Origin of the sequence: Pseudomonas sp. AO-1 (genome assembly GCF_019775695.1) — a bacterium.
Taxonomy (GTDB): Bacteria; Pseudomonadota; Gammaproteobacteria; order Pseudomonadales; family Pseudomonadaceae; genus Aquipseudomonas; species Aquipseudomonas parakoreensis.
Genome location: NZ_CP079947.1, coordinates 2,930,112 through 2,953,647 on the forward strand (window position 1 = coordinate 2,930,112; position 23,536 = coordinate 2,953,647).

23 protein-coding genes, 2 tRNA genes and 3 rRNA genes are annotated in these 23,536 nt (G+C 57.2%); 14 read left to right on the forward strand and 14 right to left on the reverse strand.

Features of this window, described 5'->3' with window-relative positions:
- Nucleotides 1-39: 39 nt before the first annotated feature.
- The gene (locus tag KVQ82_RS13460) at nt 40-618 is read left to right on the forward strand and encodes a DUF4337 domain-containing protein (RefSeq protein ID WP_222019130.1); all 579 of its coding nucleotides are present in this window, start codon (nt 40-42) and stop codon (nt 616-618) included.
- A gap of 64 nt (nt 619-682) precedes the next feature.
- Here KVQ82_RS13460 and KVQ82_RS13465 read toward each other — a convergent pair whose 3' ends face one another.
- The 6 genes from KVQ82_RS13465 to KVQ82_RS13490 all read right to left on the reverse strand — a co-directional run bounded on the left by KVQ82_RS13465 (nt 683) and on the right by KVQ82_RS13490 (nt 4,822).
- On the reverse strand, nt 683-1,519 hold the full coding sequence (locus KVQ82_RS13465) for a PhzF family phenazine biosynthesis protein (protein ID WP_222019131.1): 837 nt from the start codon (nt 1,517-1,519) through the stop codon (nt 683-685).
- 70 nt (nt 1,520-1,589) lie between these two features.
- On the reverse strand, nt 1,590-2,024 hold the full coding sequence (locus KVQ82_RS13470; RefSeq protein WP_108184404.1) for a GNAT family N-acetyltransferase: 435 nt from the start codon (nt 2,022-2,024) through the stop codon (nt 1,590-1,592).
- Nucleotides 2,025-2,130: 106 nt separating this feature from the next.
- The gene (locus tag KVQ82_RS13475; RefSeq protein ID WP_222019132.1) at nt 2,131-2,856 is read right to left on the reverse strand and encodes an alpha/beta fold hydrolase; all 726 of its coding nucleotides are present in this window, start codon (nt 2,854-2,856) and stop codon (nt 2,131-2,133) included.
- Nucleotides 2,857-2,956: 100 nt separating this feature from the next.
- Nucleotides 2,957-3,880, reverse strand: coding sequence for a LysR family transcriptional regulator (locus KVQ82_RS13480; RefSeq protein ID WP_174377274.1), 924 nt, complete (start codon nt 3,878-3,880; stop codon nt 2,957-2,959).
- A gap of 30 nt (nt 3,881-3,910) precedes the next feature.
- Entirely contained in the window at nt 3,911-4,075 is a 165-nt protein-coding gene (locus tag KVQ82_RS13485; protein ID WP_222019133.1) for a DUF2986 domain-containing protein, read from the reverse strand.
- A gap of 48 nt (nt 4,076-4,123) precedes the next feature.
- Nucleotides 4,124-4,822: a phytanoyl-CoA dioxygenase family protein gene (locus tag KVQ82_RS13490; protein ID WP_222019387.1), complete on the reverse strand. Its 699-nt coding sequence runs from the start codon at nt 4,820-4,822 to the stop codon at nt 4,124-4,126.
- Nucleotides 4,823-5,100: 278 nt separating this feature from the next.
- Here KVQ82_RS13490 and KVQ82_RS13495 point away from each other — a divergent pair, with 278 nt between their 5' ends.
- The 3 genes from KVQ82_RS13495 (at nt 5,101) to KVQ82_RS13505 (ending at nt 7,837) form a co-directional block, all read left to right on the forward strand.
- Nucleotides 5,101-5,796, forward strand: coding sequence for a tRNA (adenine(22)-N(1))-methyltransferase TrmK (locus tag KVQ82_RS13495; protein ID WP_222019134.1), 696 nt, complete (start codon nt 5,101-5,103; stop codon nt 5,794-5,796).
- Between the two features lie 73 nt (nt 5,797-5,869).
- A complete protein-coding gene (locus KVQ82_RS13500) occupies nt 5,870-6,349 on the forward strand; it encodes a MerR family transcriptional regulator (RefSeq protein ID WP_222019135.1) in 480 nt (159 codons plus the stop codon).
- Between the two features lie 255 nt (nt 6,350-6,604).
- A complete protein-coding gene (locus KVQ82_RS13505; RefSeq protein WP_198759951.1) occupies nt 6,605-7,837 on the forward strand; it encodes an NADH:flavin oxidoreductase/NADH oxidase family protein in 1,233 nt (410 codons plus the stop codon).
- Nucleotides 7,838-7,902: 65 nt separating this feature from the next.
- Here the strand turns inward: KVQ82_RS13505 and KVQ82_RS13510 are convergent, their stop codons facing one another.
- Both KVQ82_RS13510 and KVQ82_RS13515 read right to left on the reverse strand, forming a co-directional pair.
- Nucleotides 7,903-8,463 carry a fasciclin domain-containing protein gene (locus tag KVQ82_RS13510; protein ID WP_041074686.1) on the reverse strand — a complete coding sequence of 187 codons (561 nt, stop codon included), beginning with the start codon at nt 8,461-8,463 and terminating at the stop codon, nt 7,903-7,905.
- A gap of 119 nt (nt 8,464-8,582) precedes the next feature.
- A complete protein-coding gene (locus KVQ82_RS13515) occupies nt 8,583-9,005 on the reverse strand; it encodes an SgcJ/EcaC family oxidoreductase (protein WP_108182892.1) in 423 nt (140 codons plus the stop codon).
- Between the two features lie 53 nt (nt 9,006-9,058).
- Here KVQ82_RS13515 and KVQ82_RS13520 point away from each other — a divergent pair, with 53 nt between their 5' ends.
- Complete coding sequence (locus KVQ82_RS13520; RefSeq protein WP_222019136.1) at nt 9,059-9,352, forward strand: hypothetical protein; 294 nt, start codon at nt 9,059-9,061, stop codon at nt 9,350-9,352.
- Between the two features lie 55 nt (nt 9,353-9,407).
- Here KVQ82_RS13520 and KVQ82_RS13525 read toward each other — a convergent pair whose 3' ends face one another.
- Together KVQ82_RS13525 and KVQ82_RS13530 are read right to left on the reverse strand one after the other, a co-directional pair.
- Nucleotides 9,408-9,926 (reverse strand): DUF1993 family protein, encoded by a 519-nt coding sequence (locus KVQ82_RS13525; RefSeq protein WP_108182890.1) that lies wholly within the window; start codon nt 9,924-9,926, stop codon nt 9,408-9,410.
- A gap of 124 nt (nt 9,927-10,050) precedes the next feature.
- Entirely contained in the window at nt 10,051-10,443 is a 393-nt protein-coding gene (locus KVQ82_RS13530) for a MerR family transcriptional regulator (RefSeq protein ID WP_041074696.1), read from the reverse strand.
- Nucleotides 10,444-10,517: 74 nt separating this feature from the next.
- On the opposite strand from KVQ82_RS13530, the gene KVQ82_RS13535 reads away from it, so the two are divergent.
- Nucleotides 10,518-11,597, forward strand: a complete 1,080-nt coding sequence (locus tag KVQ82_RS13535) for an SDR family oxidoreductase (RefSeq protein ID WP_222019137.1) — start codon at nt 10,518-10,520, stop codon at nt 11,595-11,597.
- Between the two features lie 145 nt (nt 11,598-11,742).
- Here KVQ82_RS13535 and KVQ82_RS13540 read toward each other — a convergent pair whose 3' ends face one another.
- Nucleotides 11,743-12,864: an SMP-30/gluconolactonase/LRE family protein gene (locus tag KVQ82_RS13540; protein ID WP_222019138.1), complete on the reverse strand. Its 1,122-nt coding sequence runs from the start codon at nt 12,862-12,864 to the stop codon at nt 11,743-11,745.
- A 234-nt stretch (nt 12,865-13,098) separates the two neighbouring features.
- On the opposite strand from KVQ82_RS13540, the gene KVQ82_RS13545 reads away from it, so the two are divergent.
- On the forward strand, nt 13,099-14,214 hold the full coding sequence (locus tag KVQ82_RS13545; RefSeq protein WP_222019139.1) for a saccharopine dehydrogenase family protein: 1,116 nt from the start codon (nt 13,099-13,101) through the stop codon (nt 14,212-14,214).
- A gap of 2 nt (nt 14,215-14,216) precedes the next feature.
- Nucleotides 14,217-14,708, forward strand: coding sequence for a DUF2269 domain-containing protein (locus KVQ82_RS13550; protein ID WP_041074704.1), 492 nt, complete (start codon nt 14,217-14,219; stop codon nt 14,706-14,708).
- A gap of 8 nt (nt 14,709-14,716) precedes the next feature.
- On the opposite strand, the gene KVQ82_RS13555 is transcribed toward KVQ82_RS13550, so the two are convergent.
- On the reverse strand, nt 14,717-15,169 hold the full coding sequence (locus tag KVQ82_RS13555) for a thiol-disulfide oxidoreductase DCC family protein (RefSeq protein WP_222019140.1): 453 nt from the start codon (nt 15,167-15,169) through the stop codon (nt 14,717-14,719).
- Nucleotides 15,170-15,381: 212 nt separating this feature from the next.
- On the opposite strand from KVQ82_RS13555, the gene KVQ82_RS13560 reads away from it, so the two are divergent.
- The 6 genes from KVQ82_RS13560 (at nt 15,382) to rrf (ending at nt 21,062) form a co-directional block, all read left to right on the forward strand.
- Nucleotides 15,382-15,561, forward strand: a complete 180-nt coding sequence (locus KVQ82_RS13560) for a hypothetical protein (protein ID WP_222019141.1) — start codon at nt 15,382-15,384, stop codon at nt 15,559-15,561.
- Nucleotides 15,562-15,854: 293 nt separating this feature from the next.
- Nucleotides 15,855-17,391: ribosomal RNA gene (locus KVQ82_RS13565) — 16S ribosomal RNA — on the forward strand.
- Between the two features lie 81 nt (nt 17,392-17,472).
- Nucleotides 17,473-17,549, forward strand: a tRNA-Ile gene (locus KVQ82_RS13570).
- Nucleotides 17,550-17,577: 28 nt separating this feature from the next.
- Nucleotides 17,578-17,653 (forward strand) — tRNA-Ala (locus KVQ82_RS13575).
- 247 nt (nt 17,654-17,900) lie between these two features.
- Nucleotides 17,901-20,792 (forward strand): 23S ribosomal RNA (locus tag KVQ82_RS13580).
- A gap of 154 nt (nt 20,793-20,946) precedes the next feature.
- A 5S ribosomal RNA gene (gene rrf, locus KVQ82_RS13585) occupies nt 20,947-21,062 on the forward strand.
- The 16S, 23S and 5S rRNA genes sit together here with 2 tRNA genes alongside, the layout of an rRNA operon.
- Nucleotides 21,063-21,157: 95 nt before the next feature.
- Here the strand turns inward: rrf and KVQ82_RS13590 are convergent.
- Both KVQ82_RS13590 and KVQ82_RS13595 read right to left on the reverse strand, forming a co-directional pair.
- A complete protein-coding gene (locus tag KVQ82_RS13590) occupies nt 21,158-22,063 on the reverse strand; it encodes an alpha/beta hydrolase (protein WP_222019388.1) in 906 nt (301 codons plus the stop codon).
- A 90-nt stretch (nt 22,064-22,153) separates the two neighbouring features.
- Nucleotides 22,154-23,416 (reverse strand): MFS transporter, encoded by a 1,263-nt coding sequence (locus KVQ82_RS13595; RefSeq protein WP_222019142.1) that lies wholly within the window; start codon nt 23,414-23,416, stop codon nt 22,154-22,156.
- Nucleotides 23,417-23,536 lie beyond the last annotated feature (120 nt).

Here is a 23,536-nt window from a genome sequence, read left to right on the forward strand (position 1 = left end):
TGTCGCCCATCTTTCATCACCCATCCCAGTTCGACAGCCATGCCTGAAGAGTTCGAAGTTCCCAGCCCCCACGAGCAACACATCGAGCACACCACCCATCATGCCCATGCACAAGGCGATCGCTTCGCCAGCAAGATTGCGGTGATGACGGCGATCATGGCGACCGTGGGCGCCCTGATGAGTTATCAGGCCGGTTCAACGGAAAGTGAGGCGGCGATGGATAAAAACAACGCCGCGATCCAGAAGACCGAAGCCGCCAACGAATGGAACTACTACCAGGCCAAGTCCAGCCGGCAGAATCTGTCGGAATTGGCCAGCCATTTGCCGGGACTGGATTCCGCCCACTATGCTGCCGAGGCGCGGCGCTACGCGGAGCAGAAAGAGCAGGCGCGCAACAAGGCCGAAGTGCTTGAGCAACAGGCGCAAGCGTGGGAGGAAAAGTCTGAGCAGGTGCTGCATCAGCATCACCGCTGGGCCCAGGCCATGACGGCGATTCAAATCGCCATTTCACTGGCGGCCATTACCTTGCTGACGCGCAAGGAATGGCTGCGGCGCGTCTCGTTTGGCGCCGCCGGTGTCGGCGTCATGCTGGGATCGCTGGCCTGGCTGCATATTTGAGCGAGTTCGACTCCGGCTCGGAGTAGCGGTTGGCGCGGTTAATCGCCCAGGCTGCCATGGCTCATCAAAACACCACCCGGCCGGAAATGCAGTGCTGAACGGCACCGCCGACCCAGACGGTGCCGTCCACGTTCTGGATGTGCAATCGGCCGCGGCGGCCTATGGCGGTGCCTTGGCTCACGGTGTAGCGGTCGCCGAGGATGCCTGAGCCGATCAGCCACTGAGCCAGGCTCGCATTGAGGCTGCCGGTGACGGCGTCCTCGGCGCATTCCTCGCCCATGAAGGCTCTGACTTCCACGTCCGTTTCAGCTCCGGAACCCGCCCACGGCGCAATAACCCCGACATTCAGCCCTTGCAGCGCCGCGTAATCAGGCTTTATCGCCAGCACTTCTTCGCGACTCGCCAGCAACACGCCCGCCCACCCCGGGCCGTTATCGACCCATTGGCTCGCGCGGATCTGCCCGCTGGCGAGGCCGAGTCCTTGTTTGATCAGGTTGAGCGTCGTTGCCTCCAGCGGCCCGCTGCGCACCAATGGTGGCGCGGAGAACGCCAGTTGCGCACCTTGTTTGCGTACCCGAATCAAGCCCGCCGAGCACTCCTGAATAATCTCGACCTGCTCAGGCTTGTCGTTCTGCGCGAGCCACACTTTGCAGCTGCCCAGCGTGGGATGCCCGGCGAAGGGCAGCTCTCGCAACGGTGTAAAGATACGGACACGGTAGTGCGCGTCCGGCGCCTCGGGCTTCAACAGAAAAGTGGTCTCACTGAGTTGCGTCCAGCGGGCGAACGCCTGCATCTGCTCGGTCGTCAGCCCATCAGCATCCACCACCACGGCCAGCGCATTTCCTTCGTAGGGGTGATCGGCGAATACGTCGACTTGTTCGAACTGCAGCGAGCGTGGCATTGAATGTCCTTACAGGTTGAGTCGGGGAAGGTCTTTTACGCTCATGGATTCGGATCACGGCTGCTGACTGTCAGGTGCCGGTCCATGACATTTCGATATGCGTGTCTGTTGTGCCAGTCCGGCGAAAGCCCAGTCGTTCATAGAGCTTCTGCGCCAATGTGTTCGTGCGAAAAGCGCCCAACTGCAACGGCACCTTGCGGGCAGCGGCTTGCAGCTGGAGGTTCCTCAGCATGCGCGAGCCAATGCCCTTGCCTTGGTACGCCTGCGAAATAGCGATGTTCTGAACCTGGATTCGATCCTCTTTATCCAGGATCTGCACGTATCCAACAATCCGGCCATCTTGTTCAATAACCGAAGTGGCTGCGCAGGCGAATTCCGCTGTGAAATTTGCCCGTTGCCACTTCTCATCCCAGCCCCATATTTTCTCGATGTGCTCGCGGAAGACTGCTCGATGCAAGTCAAAGAGGGTTGTCTGGTCACCATCGGTGGCGGGGCGTAGCGTCATGCGGGTCTCTGATTTGTGCTTTTGGCTGTTGCTGAGGCTAGCGGCTGCAACAATAAACGGCAATTCGGATTGATCATGGCCGCAGCATCTGACTGCCCCCGGACAATTACAACGCTACCCGCTCCAGAAACTGCCTGACCTCCAACGAGTACGCCACCGGATGCGAGAACCGGAACATATGCCCGGTTCTCGGCATGATGACTTCCTGCGCGCCTTTTATGCCATTCAGCAGGATCCGCGCAGCCTGTTTACCGATCAACCTGTCTTCCTCGGGCGTGAGTATCAGCGTCGGTACGTCGATCTTTGACAGCAGGTCGGTGTAGTCGACGTTCTCGATCGAGCGCACGCGGTTGACGTAGGCCTTGTGCGGGGTGTGCTTGATGAAGAAAGCGCGGCTCCTGGCAGCTGACCAAGGGATTTCACCTTCCTTGTCGAACGATGAAGCCAGTTGCGCGGCGTGGAAGCGCAGGGTCGCCTGGCGATAAAACGGCCCGGAGAAAAACGGCGCCAGTGCGGCCAGCGTTTTCAGCAGGGGCGAGGTGATCGGGCTTTTGGCGAAGCCGCCGGACAGCACCAGGCCCTTGAGGCCTGTGGGCTGGCGTGTTGCAACGGCGATCGAGGCGACTGCACCGTAGGAGTCGCCCACCAGTACATAGCTTTCGAGATCCTGCACCTGACCAACGATGAAGTTGGCGAGCTTTTCCAGATCAGCGACGTCGTCCGGCAAACGCAAAGTACGCATGGCGCGGTGCTGCAAGTGGGTGAATGGGTCGAGCTGCCACGGTGCACCGGCGAAGCAAGGGACCATGACCAGCGTGGGTTCGGTTTTCATGTGCATTCCTGGAGTGTTGAACGGATGTCCGCACTCTAGGAGCACCGAGGCCTGCGATCCAATGGCATTGGCGCAGCCTCTCGATGCACCAGATCGATCGTCAGTCGCCGATCAGCATTCTGGTCATCCACTCAACCGCCGGCTCGTTGGCGCGCCCGCGCGCGCGGACGACGAAAATCTCCCAGCTGGGCAGCGCCAGGGGCAATTCGAAAATGCTCAGTTGTGCGGTTTCCTGCATCTGCAAGGCGATGCGTTCGGCGACCACCGCAATCGACTCCGATGTGCCCACCATGAACGGCACCGCCAGAAAGCTCGGGCAGGTGACGCTGACCTTGCGGCTGCGACCGAGCTGTTCCAGCGCGTCATCGACCGCGCCGCGGGCATCGCCACGGGGCGAAATCAGAACGTGCGGCAGGCGAGTGAAGTCATCCAGCGTCATGTGCAGTTTCCTGCCGCGCTTGACCAATGCCGGATGTCCTTTTCGGGCGATGCCGACAAAACGCTCCTTGTGCGCGAACTGGCAATCAAAGCGTTGCGGCACCTGCGCAAACGAACCCGAACCCAGCACCAGGTCGATCTCACCGGCGTCCAGCAAGCGCATCGCCGATTCGCCATCCACTGGACCGAGTTTCAGCATCATCTCAGGCGCCGCCGCCTGAAGTTTCGCCAGCGCCGGGGCGATGACGGTCAACACGGCGTAATCGGTGGCCGCTACCGACAGTGTCGCCTGCAGACGCGCCGGATCGAACGGCCCCCGTGGGCTGGCGACCAACCGTACCGACTCGAGCACCGCTGCCACTCTGGGCATCAGCTCGGTGGCCAGCGGCGTCGGCGCCATGCCACGGGGATTGCGAATGAACAACTGATCATCAAACGCTGTGCGCAGCCGCGACAGGGCATGGCTAGTGGCCGACTGCGACAGATGCAGGCGCTGCGCCGCACGCCCGACGTGCCTTTCCGCCCAAAGCGCCTCAAGCACCACTAGAAGATTGAGGTCGAAACGCGTCAGGTCCAGTGGCTTCATGGGTGTTGGCCTTTTTACATTTCGGCGCTTTTATGAAGCGTTTTCGCAGCTCTCAACCGGTTCGGCGGCCGCTTCGGCAGCCATCTTTGCGCGGTCGGCCTTGCTGATGTATTTGGGCTTTTTCGGCGCCAGTTTGGCGCTGGCCTTTTTGGCCTTTTCCTTGAACAACTGCTGCAGTTTCTTTTGGCGGTTCATGTTTCTACTCGGTGAAGTGGAGCCGGGCATGTGCCCATCAAGCGCGCATTAAATCCGGGTCGCAGCCATTTGGCGAGCCTGTTGCAGCGATGCGGGATCAAACTGCTCACGGGTGTCCATTCGCACACCGCGCAAGCCCGCTGTTTCCAGCTGCGTCCTATACAGTGCCTGCGCGCAATAGTTGATCAGAATAGAGCGCCGACGTGCGCCATTCACGTTGCGACTGCCCGCGTGGAGCAGATCGACGTCAAACAGCAAAATGTCCCCCGCAGTCCCTGAAAGCTGCACGACAGCAGTCTCGTCGTTGGGGTCGAATGGTGGCTGTTGTGGTGAAGGTCGGTGACTCCCCGGGACGATGCGCGTGGCGCCGTTGTCGGGGCCGTAGTCATCGAAAAAGGCGATGGCGTTGACCATGTCGCCGGGCCGCTGGATCGACAGGTCGCGGTGCAGTTGCTGATGGCCGCCACCGGCCAGCGGTTCGCGACCCTCGACCTGGGACAGGAAGAAGCGTTCGCCAATCAGCTCACCTGCCACCGCCAGTACCTGCGGCAGGCGACACACCGCTTGCACCGTTGCATCCAGGTCCAGCAGCGAATGGCGCCAGTCCATGCCGCGCGGGACCGGCCAGTGTTCCGAAGCTTGCACATTTGCATCGAATACCGCGCGTAGGTCGGCGAGCCAATTCCCCGGGATCGCATCGCGCAGCAGCGCGTAACCTTGCCGGTGAAGCTGCTCGCGCTCGATCATGGCTTCGGTAACGTCAGGAAATCGCTGGTCAGCAGCGTGCCGAGGGCTGTGTTCAAGATTGATCTTTTCCAAGAGTGCATGGATTGTTTTGAGACAGGGCTGCGCGCAGATTCGTAGACCGGCTGCCATGAGGATAGCCGACGCATGCGCCTCTGCATCGAGGCTACGTCGGAACACAGGCGCGTGCGTCCGGATTTGAAATACCCGCCACCGCCCGCTAGAGTCGCGCCCCTTGTCCGGCCAGCAGTGCCGGCGATGGCTGGGGAAGAGGGCGGCAGTTGAACGAACACACATTGTCCATGCGACTGGAGCGGGTGGCGGCGCATGTACCGGCTGGCGCGCGGTTGGCGGATATCCGCTCGGATCACGGCTATCTGCCGGTGGCTCTGATGCGCCGTGGCGCCATCGTTGCGGCGGTGGCCGGCGAGGTAGCGCAGACACCGTTCCATGCCGCGGTGCGCACGGTGCGCGACAACGATCTTCACCCGTTCATCACTGTGCGCCTGGCCAGTGGCCTGGCGGCGATCGAGCCGGACGACGAGATTTCCGCGATCAGCCTTTGTGGCATGGGCGGCGAGACGATTCGCGACATTCTTGACAGCGGCAAGGCGCGTCTGCGCGGTCACGAGCGGCTGATCCTGCAACCCAACGGCGGCGAGCAACCCCTGCGCCAATGGCTGATGGACAACGGCTACCGCATCCTCGACGAGGAAGTGCTGCAGGAAAACCGTTTCTTCTACGAAATCATCGTCGCCGAGCGCGGCGCCCCGGTGAGCTACAGCGCCGAACAGTTGTACTTCGGCCCGTTGCTGATGCAAGCACGCAGCCCGGCATTCATCGCCAAGTGGCAGCGTCTCTTACGCCAGAGACAGAAAACCCTGACCAGTTTCAAACAGGCGCGCCAGGAAGTGCCCGAGGAAAAACTGGAAGAAATTTCGCGACAGATTCAGTGGATCACTGAGTTGTTGGCTTGATCTGCCGTGTTGGCGCTTGGGCTCCTTCAGGTTTAAAGTCAGCTTCAAGGTTAACGTGCTTGCGGAGTCGGACATGAGAATCGGTGAACTGGCGAAAATCAGCGGACTGGCGCCTTCGCGTATTCGTTTTTACGAGGCGAGCGGGTTGATCACTTCGGTCGCGCGCAAAGCCAATGGCTATCGCGATTACGCACCTGACACTCAGTGGGTATTGCAGATCATCACCGGCGCGCAGGCGGCGGGTTTCTCCCTGGAGGAAATCCGTCAGTTGATGCCGATGAATGCCAGCGGTTGCCAGCACGACCAATTGCTCAGTGGCTTGAAGCGAAAAGTCGATGAAATCGAAGTCCTGCAGCAGCGACTGGCGCAGAACAAGGAGCAGTTGCTGCGGGCCATCAAGGGGATCGAGGATAAGCCTGCGGGGATGGCGTGTGCTGACAATGCGCAGATGCTGATCCATCGGCTGCGCGAAGACGGCGTGGCTTCTGCGCCCGACAAGCAGCCAGCAGCTGCGGCAAGAAAAGCCAACGCCCGCCAGGCATCCAGAGCCTGACGGGCTCACCTTAAACCTCGCTTTAAGGTCAACCCCGCTGCTGCGAATAATTTTTGCTGATGGCATCGGACTTTTGCTTGACCCTCGACCTGACGTTAACGCTAGCGTCTGAAGCTGATTGAGCAAGGCAATAACGCTGCTATCAGGTTCTATGGAGCCTGCGCATGATTCAGCGAAATCACCTTGAAAAAAGTCATTGACCTTAAAGTTGACTTCAATCTTATGGTGGCCTCATCTCCAGTTGAGGACTGCTCCATGAATGTGTTCGACCCCCTGACCTTACCCAACGGTTCGACCATCAAGAACCGTATCGCCAAAGCCGCCATGGAAGAAAACATGGCGGACGCCGACCAGGCACCCTCTGCAGAATTGATGCGTCTGTATCAGGCGTGGGCCGATGGCGGTGCCGGGCTGATCATCACCGGCAACGTGATGGTCGACGGCCGCGCGATGACCGGGCCGGGCGGCGTGGTGCTGCAAGATGATCAGCAACTCGACAAGTTCAAGCGCTGGGCGAGGATCGGCCGTTCTGCCGGTGCGCAGTTCTGGTTGCAGATCAATCATCCGGGGCGCCAGATGCAGTCCAACCTCGGGCAGAAAACCTGGGCGCCGTCAGCGGTGCCGCTGGACCTGGGCAAACTGTCCAAGCGTTTCGCCACGCCCCACGCCATGACCGCCAGTGTGATTGAGGACGTCATCCAGCGCTTTGCGCACACCGCACGCCTCGGTGAACAGGCCGGCTTCACTGGGGTGGAAATCCATGCCGCTCATGGCTATCTGTTGAGCCAGTTTCTCTCGCCACTGACCAATCAAAGGACGGACGAGTGGGGCGGCTCTCTGCAGAACCGTGCGCGGTTATTGGTCGAGATTGTCAAGGCAGTCAGGGCAGTGGTTTCTGCAGAGTTTGCCGTAGCGGTCAAACTCAATTCTGCCGATTTCCAGCGCGGCGGATTCACCGCTGACGACGCGAAAAAGGTGGTTGAGTTGCTCAACGATCTGGGCGTGGATCTGGTGGAACTGTCCGGTGGTAGCTACGAAGTCCCGGCCATGCAGGGTGAGGCGCGCGATGGTCGCACGTTGGCTCGTGAGGCCTATTTCGTCGAGTTTGCCCGGGACATCCAGACCGTTGCGAAAATGCCGGTGATGGTCACGGGGGGCATTCGTCGTCGCCCGGTGGCCGAAAGCGTCGTGCAGAGTGGTGTGGACATGGTCGGCATCGGCACCGCGTTGGCCATCGATCCGTACCTGCCGCGCGACTGGCAGCAGGGCAAGGACAACGCCCCGCAATTGCCGCCGATCACTTGGAAAAACAAGGCCGTCGCCGCCCTGGCGAACATGGCGGTGGTGAAGTTTCAGCTGGGTAAACTCAGTCGGGCGAAAAAGCCTGATCCGGGGGTGTCACCGTTGCGCGCGCTGATACTGCAGCAGATCGGCATGGCGTTTCGCACTCGGCAATATCGACGCTGGGTGGAAAAGCGTTCGGCGTGAGTCGCAAGGCATTTCAATCGTGACGTTGGCGGACGCTCTGACGAGAGCCCGCCCACGTCAACCGGTCAGTTCGGCATCAGCACCGTATCGACCACATGAATCACACCATTGGATTGCATGACATCCGCGATGGTAATGGCCGCCTTGCCGCCTTTGGCGTCCTGCACCCACAGCTTGCCGTCGTGCAGCATCACGGTCAGCGATTCGCCCTGGACGGTTTTCAGCATCACTTTGCCGCCGTGCATTTTGGCGTCGTCCATCAGCTGTTTGGCAGTGTGAGTGCCGGCCACGACGTGGTAAGTCAGGATCTTCGTCAGGTCCACCTTGTGTTCAGGCTTGACCAAGGTATCGACCGTGCCGGCGGGCAGTTTTGCGAAGGCTTCGTTGGTAGGAGCGAAGACCGTGAACGGGCCCTTGCTGTTGAGCGTATCCACCAGCCCGGCGGCCTTGACCGCAGCGACCAGGGTCGTGTGATCCTTGGAGTTGACTGCGTTTTCGACGATGGTCTTCGTCGGATACATGGCCGCGCCGCCAACCATCACGGTATCGGCGGCAAAGCTGGACCCGGCGCCGAGGCAGAGCAGGGTGAAGCAAGCGACAGCAAGGCGTTTGATGAGCATGTGCATGGTGCGTCTCCTTGATTCTTCGACCCTTCGAATGAGGGTGTTGAATATACGGAGCAGGGGGTGAAACGGATGCAGCATGCAGCGAAAAACCTTTTGCGGTACGCCGAAACGGATTACCGCTAATCACGCAGGGTGGCTTCACCTGTGCGCGGGTTGGTCAGGGTCACATTCTCCAGCGCTCTGATGCGCCAAGCCTCGTTCTGCCTGATCAGCACCGCGAGAATCAGCGTATCCACCACATGCGCCCCGGCCGGATGTGCAGCACCGGCCGACAAACGACTCCAGAAATGAATGATCGCCACCCCGTCAGCAACAGGATCGATATCGATCAGTTCATTCTCAAGAGTGGAGTCACAATAGATCGTCTGGTGAATGGGCGCGTGCAGCGCAACGATCTGCTCGACGCCCCGAACGAAGTGGCCGAAACGATTGACGAACGTCGCTTGCGGATCGAACAGAGCTCCGAGTGCCGCCATGTCGTGAGCGTTCCAGGCTGCCTGGAATGCGCCTGGAGCGTCTTCGGGTTTATTTATCTGAGTCATGGCCGGGGCCTCGCAGATCGTTAGAATGCGCTTTTAAACATAAGAAACTCAGTATGGATGTACAAGCGCTCGAAATTAGCGACGTTTTATCGTTCACGTTGGATCAGGCACATCGCTGTTTCGAAATGGTCGTCAGCCTGAAGGACGGCTGCCGATGCAAACTGACGGCGTGGAATATCGATGGCGCAGAGTTGCCCATCAGTCTCGGTGCTCTGCACATTCAAAATTCTCGCGTCCTCGGAGAGCTGGAAGGGATCAGCTTTGTTGAAAACGTTCTAACTATCGAGGGCGATTTTGGCGATATGTCTATCGAGGCGGACACGGTTTTGGTCGAAAAGCTGATTTAGGCTCTTTTGCAGGAACTGCGGGTCAACCCTGACTGACCCGAAGCTCGCGCTGCAATTACTTCCTTAGATACGCAAACATGTGTTGCACATAATCCGCCTTGCCCAGCGGCACACCGTTGTGGCGCAGGATGTTGTACGCGGTGATCAGGTGAAAGTAGAACTGCGGCATCGCCCAGTCCACGGCGTATTCGCGGCCGGTCATGTCGAAGGCGATGCCGTTTTGCAGTTCGAGGGCGATTTTCTTGTCCGCGCTGGCGTCAATCTGCGCCGGATCTGCCGCCGCCAGCATCTCCAGTGTGCTGTCGATCAATGCCTTGGCCGCCGCCATGTTTTCGGGCGGTGTGAGCTTGGTCAGCGGTTGTTGTGTTAGCCGCTGCACGGCGTCCTGTGCCTGGGTGCAGGTGTATTGAACCTGCATCGCGAGGTTGTGCATGTCCGGGGCCAGACGTGCGTCGAGCAGAACTTGCGCGTCGTAGCCGCGCTCAAGGGCGTAAGCCTCGCTCTTGGACAGGATGGCCGCCAGCGAGCGCAACATCTGAGCGAAACGAGGAAGGGTCATTGCATGGATCGACATGGTTATTCCCTGTGTAGTCATTCAAAGGTGAGACCTCGGTGGCGAAGGGTAGTCGATTTGCTGTCGAAAATAACCGCGACAGCACACTTTGGGCAGGAGCCTCCCCACGGCATTTGCCGTAGGTTCAATGATTGGCAGCGTCGCTCAACTGTTGAAGCTCAAGTTGCCTGGCAGCACTCGCTTCAAGGGTCGCACGCTCTACATCCAGATACCGATGAATGCTTTGGAGGTTGGCAATTTTCTGTTTGATTTCGGCCATCTTCTTTTCAATCAGCTTCGCGCCGTCAGCACAATCGATCAGCTTGTTGCGCTGCGCATCCAGAATCTCGCCTATTTCTCCCAGGGAAAATCCCATGCTTTGCGCGCGCTGGATAAAATCCAGATCCTGCAGGGTTTGCTCGGTGTAGACACGATAGTTGTTGGTTTGCCGCAGCGGTGAGATCAGGCCGATTTGCTCGTAGTAACGCAAGGTATGACGGCTGGCGCCGCTGCGAGCCTCGAGTTCGCCGATTTTCATGAAAACACCGCTTGACTGTAGAGTTGGGTCGATACTTTACGCTGGATTTCTCACCTTCAACAAGGAACAGGGAAATGAGCGTGGAGTGCTTTGTCACGGGGGGAACCGGCTTCATCGGTCAACATTTGCTGGCGAACCTGAGTGCAAAAGGTCACACCCTTCGGGTGTTGATGCGTCGCCCGGAGCGGCTGGCTGCGTTGCGCGAGCAAGTTGATAATTTGGGCGGGTGCGCAACCCGAGTATTTGCCGTGGCCGGGGATCTGGAGCAGGACAATCTCGGGCTGAGTCTGGCTGATCAGGACGTGCTGAGGCGCGCCAACGTCATATTCCATTTGGGCGCCCACTTTGCATGGGGGCTTTCGGTGGAGCAGTCTCGTGCGGTGAATGTGGAGGGGGCAAAGCGTGTGGCGCTGTTGGCGGCTGAGCAAAAAAGCCGTTTAGTGATGATCGGCGGCTACATGCTGAACAATCATGAACATCTGCAACGCATCGGCATTGATCCTCGTCAGCCGGAGTTGACGAACTGGCCCGCCGTCTACCGACGTGTCGGTGGTTACGAGGCAAGCAAGCTGGAGGCGCATTTTGCGAGCCTGGAGGTGATGTCCGCCAAGGGCGGGGAGATGACCGTTGTCCACCCTGCGACGGTCTGTGGCCACAGCCGCACCGGGCATATCCTTGACGGCCAGCCTTTGGTGGCGCTGATACGCAACCTGGTGCAGGGCAAGCTGACTGCAGTGCCCGGCACCGCCGAGCACTGGCTGCCACTGGTCACCGTGGATTATCTGGTCGAACTGGTGGCTGTTTGTGCTTTTGATCCTGCCATGGTGGGCCAGGAACTGCTGGCGCTTGATGATCAAACGCCAAACTTGCGAGAACTCCTGGCACAGGTGGCTAAACCTTTGGGCTTGAAGTCTCCCAAACATCACATTTCACTTCGACTGCTGAAGTGGCTATTGAGTATTCCTCCGGTCGCGTGGTTTTTGAATACAAAACCCGAAGCCTTGGACTTTATCCAGACCACTCGTTTCAACACCGCGGCGGTCGAGCGGTTTGCCAACAGGCATGGAATAGTCAAACCGGACATACGTCAGGCTTTGCAGCACACGGCAACGTTCGTCAACGCGTATTACATAGCCAAGGGCCAGGCACTCTGACGTCTCCCTTGGGCGGCGTCGTCGATACAGGGCGGCATTCTATCGAACGACAATTCAGCGACAAGGATCGTCACCGCGCAGCCTCGGATGCGCGGCAGGATCTTGTTTCGCTACTCACGGAACTGTCGCGAGACCGGCGTTGTTTTTACAACGCAAACGTAGTCCCACGCGTATTTACAAACAACGAGTAGATCGAGTGACTACTGGCCATGAACAGTCGATTGCCTTCGCGTCCGCCGAAGCACAGGTTCGGGCAGCGCTCTGGCAGCGAAATGTGCCCGATGGCCTTGCCCTGCGAATTAAAAACACGCACGCCGTCGAGTTTTTCCAGGTCGGCCTTGGGATCACCATTGCCGCCCCAGCCACACCACAGGTTGCCCGCTTCGTCGCATTTGATGCCGTCAATCGCGGCATAGTCCAAGCCTTCGATGTGCTTGCGGCGTTCGCCCAGGGTGCCGTCGTCTTTCACCGCAATCGCCCAAATCAGGCGATTGGGCTTGGCGCGACCTTCGACGACATACAGGGTCTTTTCATCGGGAGAAAAGCACAGGCCGTTGGGGCCGTTGAGGTCGTCGATTACCCGAGTGACTTTTTGGCTCTCACCGTCGATGCGGTACACGGCGTGGGGTTGGCTCGGGGTGACTTTGTGGCCTTCGTAGTTATTGCCGGTCTGGAATGGCGGGTCGGTGAACCAGATCGAGCCATCACTTTTGCAGACGATGTCGTTGGGCGAGTTGAAGGGCTTGCCGTCGAAACTGTCGGCCAGCACGGAGATGGTGCCATTGTGTTCGGTGCGCGTGATGCGGCGCCCTTCGCGAGTGGTGGTGGAGCCTTCGCAAACGATCAGACGCCCTTGGCGATCTCGGCACATGCCGTTGGAGAAATTTGAGTGTTCGCGGTACACGGTGAAGGTGTCGGTGATTTCGTCCCAGCGCATGATGCGATTATTGGGGATGTCGCTGACCAATAGATAGCGGCCATCACCGACCCACACCGGTCCTTCGGCCCAGCGCATGCCGGTGGCGAGTTTTTCAACACTGGCGTTGAAAATACGCAGGTCCAGGAAGCTGTCGTCGAGGATGTGAATCAGTGGATCAGGGTAGCGCTGACTCAAGGGTTCGGCGGCATCGGAGAAGCGGGGCAGTGCGGCGCTGCCGACAGTGGCGAGCGTGGCGGAAACAGCGAGCGACTTTTTCAGGAAACTGCGGCGGGTATTGCCTTTCGCTTGATCAAGGCTTCCAGGCTTGGCGGACAGGAATGAGTCCATGTAGCGATCTCCGTGGTTTTATTTTTGTTGAGGAGGCGTAGTAATACCCCGTGATAAGACATCGTACAAGTTGATATGGCATCGCCAGTGCTGCATGTTATCCCGGTGACTGGAATCGATCTGGCCGATACGGCGCTACCTCTACCCACGCTGTCTTGCCTGGCCCGGTGATATCAGGGAAGCTGCGCCGAGTCCGGTTGCGGGGCAGTTGTTGAATTGTTCAGGGAAGCGTTGATGGCACTCAGGGTGTTGGTTGTTGGCGGGTATGGAAACTTTGGCAGCATCGTTTGTCGGCATCTGATCGATATGCCGGGCATCGAACTGGCGATCTCGGGGCGCGATCCGCAGAAGCTGGAGCGCAAGGTCGCTGAGTTGGGGGCGAGCTGCGAAAGCTGGTGTGGTGATGCGATGGGCGGAGGGTTCGCCGCTGCTCTGCGTGCAATGAATATTCAACTGGTGATCCACACGGGCGGTCCGTTTCAGGGGCAATCCTATGCGGTGGCCGCAAGCTGCATCGAGGCGGGCGTCAACTATTGCGATCTGGCGGACTGCCGGACGTTCGTCAATGGCATCGGCGTACTCGATGCCCGAGCGAGAGAGGCCGGTGTCGCCATCCTCAGTGGTTGCAGTTCGGTGCCGACGCTGTCGTCGGCGATCATCGATGAGCAGCGCCATCGCTTCAAACGCATCGACTCGATCGAGCACGGCATTTCCTCGTCAGCGAAAATGCCGGGGTTGTCGACGATCGAGGGGGTGCTGGCGTATGCGGGCAAACCGATCCGCCAACTGCGCAATGGTCAAGTGCATGAGGTGATGGGCTGGGAAGACCTGACCCTGCGCAAGCTGAAGAACCTGGGCACTCGTGCGCTGGCCAATGTTGATGTACCGGACATGGACATCTTTGCCAGCCGGTTTGGTGCGCACACGTTGAGTTTCAAGGCTGGCGCTGGCCTCAAGCTTGGCGGCGTGGCCAATTATCTGTTTGCACTGGCGATGAGGAAAGGGCTGGTGCGTGACCACAGGGTGTGGGCTGCCAGGTTGCATCGCTGGGGGACATGGTTTGAGCGTTTCGGTGATGGCAAAAGTGCGATGTATATAGATGTGCGGGGTGTCGGAATGAACGACCTGCCGTTGTCGATGACGGCGCAACTGACCGCGCTGAATGACAAGGGGCCGGAGATCCCTAGTTGTGCTGCCGTCGCTCTGGCCGCGAAGATCGCCCGAGGTTACCTGCCCGAACCGGGTGCCCGTCCTTGTGTCGGTGAGATCAGCGTCGACGAATACATGGCAGCGATCAACGATCCGCAGAATCTTTGCCTGTCTGTGATGTTCTCTGACGGGATGTGGTGAGCATGCTTTATCTGAGCGTGAAGTACGTGCATGTCATCGCTGCGATTTTCCTCTTCGGCTTCGGCATGGGTTCCTATCTGTACCTGATTGCCGCCAGCCGTACGGCCAATCCACAAGTGATCGCGCATGTGGCGAAAATGGTGGTGCGTTATGACGCCTGGATCACCACGCCGGCGGGCTTCATCCAGATCGCGACGGGTTATTGGCTGATAAGGCTTTCCGGGTTGCCCTTGACCACGGACTGGGTGCTGATGTCGCTGATCCTGTTCTTGATAGTGGGATCGCTCTGGCTGCCGGTGCTGTTGCTGCAGAAACGTTTGCAAGGGATGGCGGCGGACGCGGTGCAATGTGGGGCAGGGGTTGATGCTGATTACCGGGCTGCTTATCGACAGTGGTTCTGGATGGGCGTTTGCGGGTTTCTCGGGATGTTCGTGATTGTCTTGATGATGGTGACGAAAATGACGCCGGGGCAGTGGCTGCAGTTGATGCTGTAGCGGAGCATTCACATTGGCGACTTGAGAAAGCGACGTTCGTGATCGGGGTCGGGCAACAGGCAGGTGTCGTACTTGCCGAAGATCCGATAGCGATTCAGTGCCACGCGGTCGTAGGTCCAGTCTCTAAGTGCTTGTGGGAAAACTCGCAGAAGCCTGACCGGCGACCAACGAGCCGGCAGTTGTGCAATCACTTCGAAGAACGCATCGGAGCGCACCCAGTAATGCTCGTCGCGGATCACCGCCATCGTGTCGAACTCGTCGACCGGAAGACCGGCCCATGCCAGCAACGCCTGACCTTCTGGCGATTGCACTGCCGCCAGGCGCACTCGCTGCTTGTTGTCATGACGAATCAGAAAACGCGCCCAGCCGTTGCATAGCTTGCAGACGCCGTCGAATAGCACCACGGTCTCGCCTGGATTGAGCAAGGGGGCTGGAGTGGGGTGTATTCGGGAATCGGGCATGGGGGGCGATCCAGGCAGTTGGGCTGTCATTGTGAAGCATCACCGGAAATTGTTTCAGGTGATGGACCGTATGCTGCGCATCCGCTGACGTTGCGTCTATATATAAGCAGGCTTTTCGGTGCATTGATAGAAAACTGAAATTAACGGTTGACGGCAGATTCTGGAGGTCTATAATTCGCCCCACTTCCGGCGCAGTCGAAACGGAAAACTCCTTGAAATTCAATGAGTTGCGCGGTTTTCGACAGTGGGTCGCTTCAGTTCATCGAGGCCTGGAAGGCGTTGAAAGAGCGGTGATGTTTGGCTCTTTTGACGGTTCGATCTTCTCGGTCGAAAGCGGTGAAAAAGAGGTGTTGACAGCAGCGTGTAACGCTGTAGAATTCGCCTCCCGCTAACGAGAGATCGGAAGAGCAAGTGGTTGAAGTTGTTGAAGAATTCTTCGAAAACTTCTGAAAATAATCACTTGACAGCAAATGAGGCTGCTGTAGAATGCGCGCCTCGGTTGAGATGAAAGATCTTAACCAACCGCTCTTTAACAACTGAATCAAGCAATTCGTGTGGGTGCTTGTGGAGTCAGACTGATAGTCAACAAGATTATCAGCATCACAAGTTACTCCGCGAGAAATCAAAGATGTAACCAACGATTGCTGAGCCAAGTTTAGGGTTTCTTAAAAACCCAAAGATGTTTGAACTGAAGAGTTTGATCATGGCTCAGATTGAACGCTGGCGGCAGGCCTAACACATGCAAGTCGAGCGGATGAAAGGAGCTTGCTCCTGGATTCAGCGGCGGACGGGTGAGTAATGCCTAGGAATCTGCCTGGTAGTGGGGGACAACGTTTCGAAAGGAACGCTAATACCGCATACGTCCTACGGGAGAAAGCAGGGGACCTTCGGGCCTTGCGCTATCAGATGAGCCTAGGTCGGATTAGCTAGTTGGTGAGGTAATGGCTCACCAAGGCGACGATCCGTAACTGGTCTGAGAGGATGATCAGTCACACTGGAACTGAGACACGGTCCAGACTCCTACGGGAGGCAGCAGTGGGGAATATTGGACAATGGGCGAAAGCCTGATCCAGCCATGCCGCGTGTGTGAAGAAGGTCTTCGGATTGTAAAGCACTTTAAGTTGGGAGGAAGGGTTGTAGATTAATACTCTGCAATTTTGACGTTACCGACAGAATAAGCACCGGCTAACTCTGTGCCAGCAGCCGCGGTAATACAGAGGGTGCAAGCGTTAATCGGAATTACTGGGCGTAAAGCGCGCGTAGGTGGTTTGTTAAGTTGGATGTGAAATCCCCGGGCTCAACCTGGGAACTGCATCCAAAACTGGCAAGCTAGAGTATGGTAGAGGGTGGTGGAATTTCCTGTGTAGCGGTGAAATGCGTAGATATAGGAAGGAACACCAGTGGCGAAGGCGACCACCTGGACTGATACTGACACTGAGGTGCGAAAGCGTGGGGAGCAAACAGGATTAGATACCCTGGTAGTCCACGCCGTAAACGATGTCAACTAGCCGTTGGGAGCCTTGAGCTCTTAGTGGCGCAGCTAACGCATTAAGTTGACCGCCTGGGGAGTACGGCCGCAAGGTTAAAACTCAAATGAATTGACGGGGGCCCGCACAAGCGGTGGAGCATGTGGTTTAATTCGAAGCAACGCGAAGAACCTTACCAGGCCTTGACATCCAATGAACTTTCCAGAGATGGATTGGTGCCTTCGGGAGCATTGAGACAGGTGCTGCATGGCTGTCGTCAGCTCGTGTCGTGAGATGTTGGGTTAAGTCCCGTAACGAGCGCAACCCTTGTCCTTAGTTACCAGCACGTTATGGTGGGCACTCTAAGGAGACTGCCGGTGACAAACCGGAGGAAGGTGGGGATGACGTCAAGTCATCATGGCCCTTACGGCCTGGGCTACACACGTGCTACAATGGTCGGTACAGAGGGTTGCCAAGCCGCGAGGTGGAGCTAATCCCACAAAACCGATCGTAGTCCGGATCGCAGTCTGCAACTCGACTGCGTGAAGTCGGAATCGCTAGTAATCGCGAATCAGAATGTCGCGGTGAATACGTTCCCGGGCCTTGTACACACCGCCCGTCACACCATGGGAGTGGGTTGCACCAGAAGTAGCTAGTCTAACCTTCGGGAGGACGGTTACCACGGTGTGATTCATGACTGGGGTGAAGTCGTAACAAGGTAGCCGTAGGGGAACCTGCGGCTGGATCACCTCCTTAATCGACGACGTCAGCTGCTCCATAAGTTCCCACACGAATTGCTTGATTCATTGAAGAAGACGATAGAAGCAGCCCGAAATTGGGTCTGTAGCTCAGTTGGTTAGAGCGCACCCCTGATAAGGGTGAGGTCGGCAGTTCGAATCTGCCCAGACCCACCAATTTTTGTGTGGGAACCTGTAGAAATACGGGGCCATAGCTCAGCTGGGAGAGCGCCTGCCTTGCACGCAGGAGGTCAGCGGTTCGATCCCGCTTGGCTCCACCACCACTGCTTCTGAAGTTTGAAAGCTTAGAAATGAGCATTCCATCGCTGTGATGGTGAATGCTGATTTCTAGTCTTTTGATTAGATCGTTCTTTAAAAATTTGGGTATGTGATAGAAAGATAGACTGAACGTTACTTTCACTGGTAACGGATCAGGCTAAGGTAAAATTTGTGAGTGACTCTTAAGAGTTTTGCGAATTTTCGGCGAATGTCGTCTTCACAGTATAACCAGATTGCTTGGGGTTATATGGTCAAGTGAAGAAGCGCATACGGTGGATGCCTTGGCAGTCAGAGGCGATGAAAGACGTGGTAGCCTGCGAAAAGCTTCGGGGAGTCGGCAAACAGACTTTGATCCGGAGATGTCTGAATGGGGGAACCCAGCCATCACAAGATGGTTATCTTGTACTGAATACATAGGTGCAAGAAGCGAACCAGGGGAACTGAAACATCTAAGTACCCTGAGGAAAAGAAATCAACCGAGATTCCCTTAGTAGTGGCGAGCGAACGGGGACTAGCCCTTAAGTGGCTTTGAGATTAGCGGAACGCTCTGGAAAGTGCGGCCATAGTGGGTGATAGCCCTGTACGCGAAAGTCTCTTAGTCATGAAATCGAGTAGGACGGAGCACGAGAAACTTTGTCTGAATATGGGGGGACCATCCTCCAAGGCTAAATACTACTGACTGACCGATAGTGAACTAGTACCGTGAGGGAAAGGCGAAAAGAACCCCGGAGAGGGGAGTGAAATAGATCCTGAAACCGTATGCGTACAAGCAGTGGGAGCAGACTTTGTTCTGTGACTGCGTACCTTTTGTATAATGGGTCAGCGACTTATTTTCAGTGGCGAGCTTAACCGAATAGGGGAGGCGTAGCGAAAGCGAGTCTTAATAGGGCGTCTAGTCGCTGGGAATAGACCCGAAACCGGGCGATCTATCCATGGGCAGGTTGAAGGTTAGGTAACACTGACTGGAGGACCGAACCGACTACCGTTGAAAAGTTAGCGGATGACCTGTGGATCGGAGTGAAAGGCTAATCAAGCTCGGAGATAGCTGGTTCTCCTCGAAAGCTATTTAGGTAGCGCCTCATGTATCACTGTAGGGGGTAGAGCACTGTTTCGGCTAGGGGGTCATCCCGACTTACCAAACCGATGCAAACTCCGAATACCTACAAGTGCCGAGCATGGGAGACACACGGCGGGTGCTAACGTCCGTCGTGAAAAGGGAAACAACCCAGACCGTCAGCTAAGGTCCCAAAGTTATGGTTAAGTGGGAAACGATGTGGGAAGGCTTAGACAGCTAGGAGGTTGGCTTAGAAGCAGCCACCCTTTAAAGAAAGCGTAATAGCTCACTAGTCGAGTCGGCCTGCGCGGAAGATGTAACGGGGCTCAAACCATACACCGAAGCTACGGGTATCACGTAAGTGATGCGGTAGAGGAGCGTTCTGTAAGCCTGTGAAGGTGAGTTGAGAAGCTTGCTGGAGGTATCAGAAGTGCGAATGCTGACATGAGTAACGACAATGGGTGTGAAAAACACCCACGCCGAAAGACCAAGGTTTCCTGCGCAACGTTAATCGACGCAGGGTTAGTCGGTCCCTAAGGCGAGGCTGAAAAGCGTAGTCGATGGAAAACAGGTTAATATTCCTGTACTTCTGGTTATTGCGATGGAGGGACGGAGAAGGCTAGGCCAGCTTGGCGTTGGTTGTCCAAGTTTAAGGTGGTAGGCTGAGATCTTAGGTAAATCCGGGATCTTAAGGCCGAGAGCTGATGACGAGTTACCTTTCAGGTGACGAAGTGGTTGATGCCATGCTTCCAAGAAAAGCTTCTAAGCTTCAGATAACCAGGAACCGTACCCCAAACCGACACAGGTGGTTGGGTAGAGAATACCAAGGCGCTTGAGAGAACTCGGGTGAAGGAACTAGGCAAAATGGCACCGTAACTTCGGGAGAAGGTGCGCCGGTGAGGGTGAAGGACTTGCTCCGTAAGCTCATGCCGGTCGAAGATACCAGGCCGCTGCGACTGTTTATTAAAAACACAGCACTCTGCAAACACGAAAGTGGACGTATAGGGTGTGACGCCTGCCCGGTGCCGGAAGGTTAATTGATGGGGTTAGCTAACGCGAAGCTCTTGATCGAAGCCCCGGTAAACGGCGGCCGTAACTATAACGGTCCTAAGGTAGCGAAATTCCTTGTCGGGTAAGTTCCGACCTGCACGAATGGCGTAACGATGGCGGCGCTGTCTCCACCCGAGACTCAGTGAAATTGAAATCGCTGTGAAGATGCAGTGTATCCGCGGCTAGACGGAAAGACCCCGTGAACCTTTACTATAGCTTTGCACTGGACTTTGAATTTGCTTGTGTAGGATAGGTGGGAGGCTTTGAAGCGTGGACGCCAGTTCGCGTGGAGCCATCCTTGAAATACCACCCTGGCAACTTTGAGGTTCTAACTCAGGTCCGTTATCCGGATCGAGGACAGTGTATGGTGGGTAGTTTGACTGGGGCGGTCTCCTCCTAAAGAGTAACGGAGGAGTACGAAGGTGCGCTCAGACCGGTCGGAAATCGGTCGTAGAGTATAAAGGCAAAAGCGCGCTTGACTGCGAGACAGACACGTCGAGCAGGTACGAAAGTAGGTCTTAGTGATCCGGTGGTTCTGTATGGAAGGGCCATCGCTCAACGGATAAAAGGTACTCCGGGGATAACAGGCTGATACCGCCCAAGAGTTCATATCGACGGCGGTGTTTGGCACCTCGATGTCGGCTCATCACATCCTGGGGCTGAAGCCGGTCCCAAGGGTATGGCTGTTCGCCATTTAAAGTGGTACGCGAGCTGGGTTTAGAACGTCGTGAGACAGTTCGGTCCCTATCTGCCGTGGACGTTTGAGATTTGAGAGGGGCTGCTCCTAGTACGAGAGGACCGGAGTGGACGAACCTCTGGTGTTCCGGTTGTCACGCCAGTGGCATTGCCGGGTAGCTATGTTCGGGAAAGATAACCGCTGAAAGCATCTAAGCGGGAAACTTGCCTCAAGATGAGATCTCACTGGAACCTTGAGTTCCCTGAAGGGCCGTCGAAGACTACGACGTTGATAGGTTGGGTGTGTAAGCGCTGTGAGGCGTTGAGCTAACCAATACTAATTGCCCGTGAGGCTTGACCATATAACACCCAAGCAATTTGAATGCTCGAAAGAGACCAGATTGCGGTGTGTGAAGACGCAATGAACCGAAAGTTCGCGCTGCTCACAAAGCACCTGTATCACATACCCGATTTGCTGAAGCGAGGCCAGCCGGTCACGAGTCAGTACCCGAATTTCTTGACGACCATAGAGCGTTGGAACCACCTGATCCCATCCCGAACTCAGAAGTGAAACGATGCATCGCCGATGGTAGTGTGGGGTTTCCCCATGTGAGAGTAGGTCATCGTCAAGATTAAATTCCAAAACCCCAATTGCGAAAGCAGTTGGGGTTTTGTTTTGTCCGCAGGAAAGTGCTTGGCTCGCCAATTAGCCCTTAATTACCCCGATCTAACGCGAAAGCCACTTCCGGCTGTAGTCCAGAACACGACTAGCCATGGTGGTAGGAAAATGAATAAAGCCATGGGCGGACGAGGGCAGTAGATGTACTTCAACTGGTGCCGATTGTTGCCAACGCTCAGCGAGTTCCAGCGTGTCATCGCGCAGTGGATCCAGTTCGCCGGTGAACATCAACGCCGGTGGCAATCCGCTCAAATCGCCGTAAAGCGGAGACAATGGTGCCTGCCGGCGTTCATCATCACTCAATCCTGGAGTCAGCAGGCGCAGCGCCTCGACCATGCCCGGGCCGTCGAGCACCAGCGTTTCTGCAGGTGCGGCGTGTACGCTTGGGGTGCCCGCGAGATCGTAGACGCCGTAATACAGCAAAGCGCCGCAGACGCGCTGCAACAAACCGGGTGCTGGTTTGAGTGCCAATAACGTTGCGGTTGCCAAGTGCGCACCCGCTGATTCGCCGACAACGATCACCGGCAGACCAACGAATTCCGTGCAATCGTCGCTCAGCAGCCAGCGTGCGGCGCAAAGACAATCCGCCATCAACGCCTCAACCGGTGTATTGACTGCCAACCGATAGTCAACTGACACCACTGCCACGTTGCAAGCCTTGACCATTGCGATGTTAAGGTCATCGTTCATCTGTGCATTACCGATCACCCAGCCGCCACCGTGGTAATCAAGTACCACACCCTTGGGCTTTCCTTGTGGGCGGATGATTCGGACAGGCACTGAAGCAGCGTGCGAATGAACCACAGTGCTTTGCACTTGAAGGCCGTGTTTGACCGGTTTGTTCGCGCCGAGTATCTGACTGACGCGCAGCAATGCCTGGATCAAACGCGGCGTCAGCCGATTGCGAACGCGAAACCGCGGCAGCCAGGCGAGTTTGCGGTTGAAGCGCTGCATTTGCGCCAAATCACTTTCGGTGAACACAAGCTTGTTATCAGCCAAATCCTTCCTCCCTCGTCAGCAATTCCCACTTAACGATATAGGGTGTTACGGCGGAGCAGTGAAGGGCGCCTCACGGTCAAGAACATTCACATCATTCCCCACCTGCCGCAAGGTTTCCGGCACCGTCATCCACAACAGTACCAGCGCCACCCCGGCAATCACCGCCAGGGTCAGAAATGCCGCGTTGTAACCGGCTTCCTGCAATACAACTCCCGCAACGCTGGCACTTAATGCTGCGCCCAGACCGAACACCGTCGATAGGGCACCCAGGCTGACGTTGAAGTGGCCGGTGCCCAAGGTCAGATCTTTCACTACCACCGGGAACAGCGCGCCGAAGATCCCTGCGCCGACGCCGTCGAGCATCTGTACCGCCACTAGCCAGTAAGGGTCGGCGGACAAGGTGTAGAGCACACCGCGCAACGGAAGAATCAGGAAGCCCGCGAGCAGCAGCGGCTTGCGTCCCCACACATCGGCTTTGACCCCAACCAGCAGGGCGACCGGCACCATGACCAGTTGCGCGGCGACGATACAGGCCGAAGTCAGTGGTGTCGCCATTTGCAAGTTGACCTGCGCCAGCTTCTGGCTCACCAGTGGCAGCATCGCCGCGTTAGCCAAGTGGAAGAGGGCACAACAGATGGCGAACATCAGCAGCGCTTTATTGGTCAGCAACATCGTCAATCCCGATGGCGTCTTGCCGTGGGCGGCGTCGCTTGGGTCGAGCCCACGGGCGAGATCATGGTTGATGGCGTTGCTGTCGACGAAGCTCACGGCGATCACGCTGCACAGCGCCATGACCGCCATCAGGTAGAACACCGCCACCGGCCCGAACAAGTAGGCAAACCCACCGGCCAGCAGCGCCGCGCAGGCGTTGCCAGCATGGTTGAAAGTCTCGTTGCGTCCGGTGCGCCGGGTGAACGCGCGCGGGCCGGTGATGCCCAGGGTGATCGCCGAGATGGCCGGTGCGAACACCGATGCCGCTGCGGCGCTCAGCGCTTGAGTGATCGCCACCAGACTGAAGGACGTCACGAATGGCAATACCACGCAACTGCCGGTCACCAGCAACGCGGCAATCGCGATGACCGCTCGTTTACTGCGTGTGTTGTCGACCAGAGCACCGGCGGGTGTCTGGGTGACAAGGGCGGCGACGCCAGCGAGGGTCATCACCAGCCCAATGCTGGCCGGTTCCCAGTGATGCACGGCCAACAGGTAAATGGCCAGATACGGCCCGAGTCCGTCGCGCACATCGGCGAGGAAGAAATTCAGGCTGTCCAGCGAGAGGTTGTTGCGACGATCGGAGTAAGTGTCCACGCTGGCACCTTCGATATCGAGGTTGCGTAAAGTGACGCAACCTCCGTCAATTCAGTGAGTGGTCGTCTGCGGATTTAGTTGCACGGTCCTTATGTGGCCACTCGACTCCGTTTTGAGTGG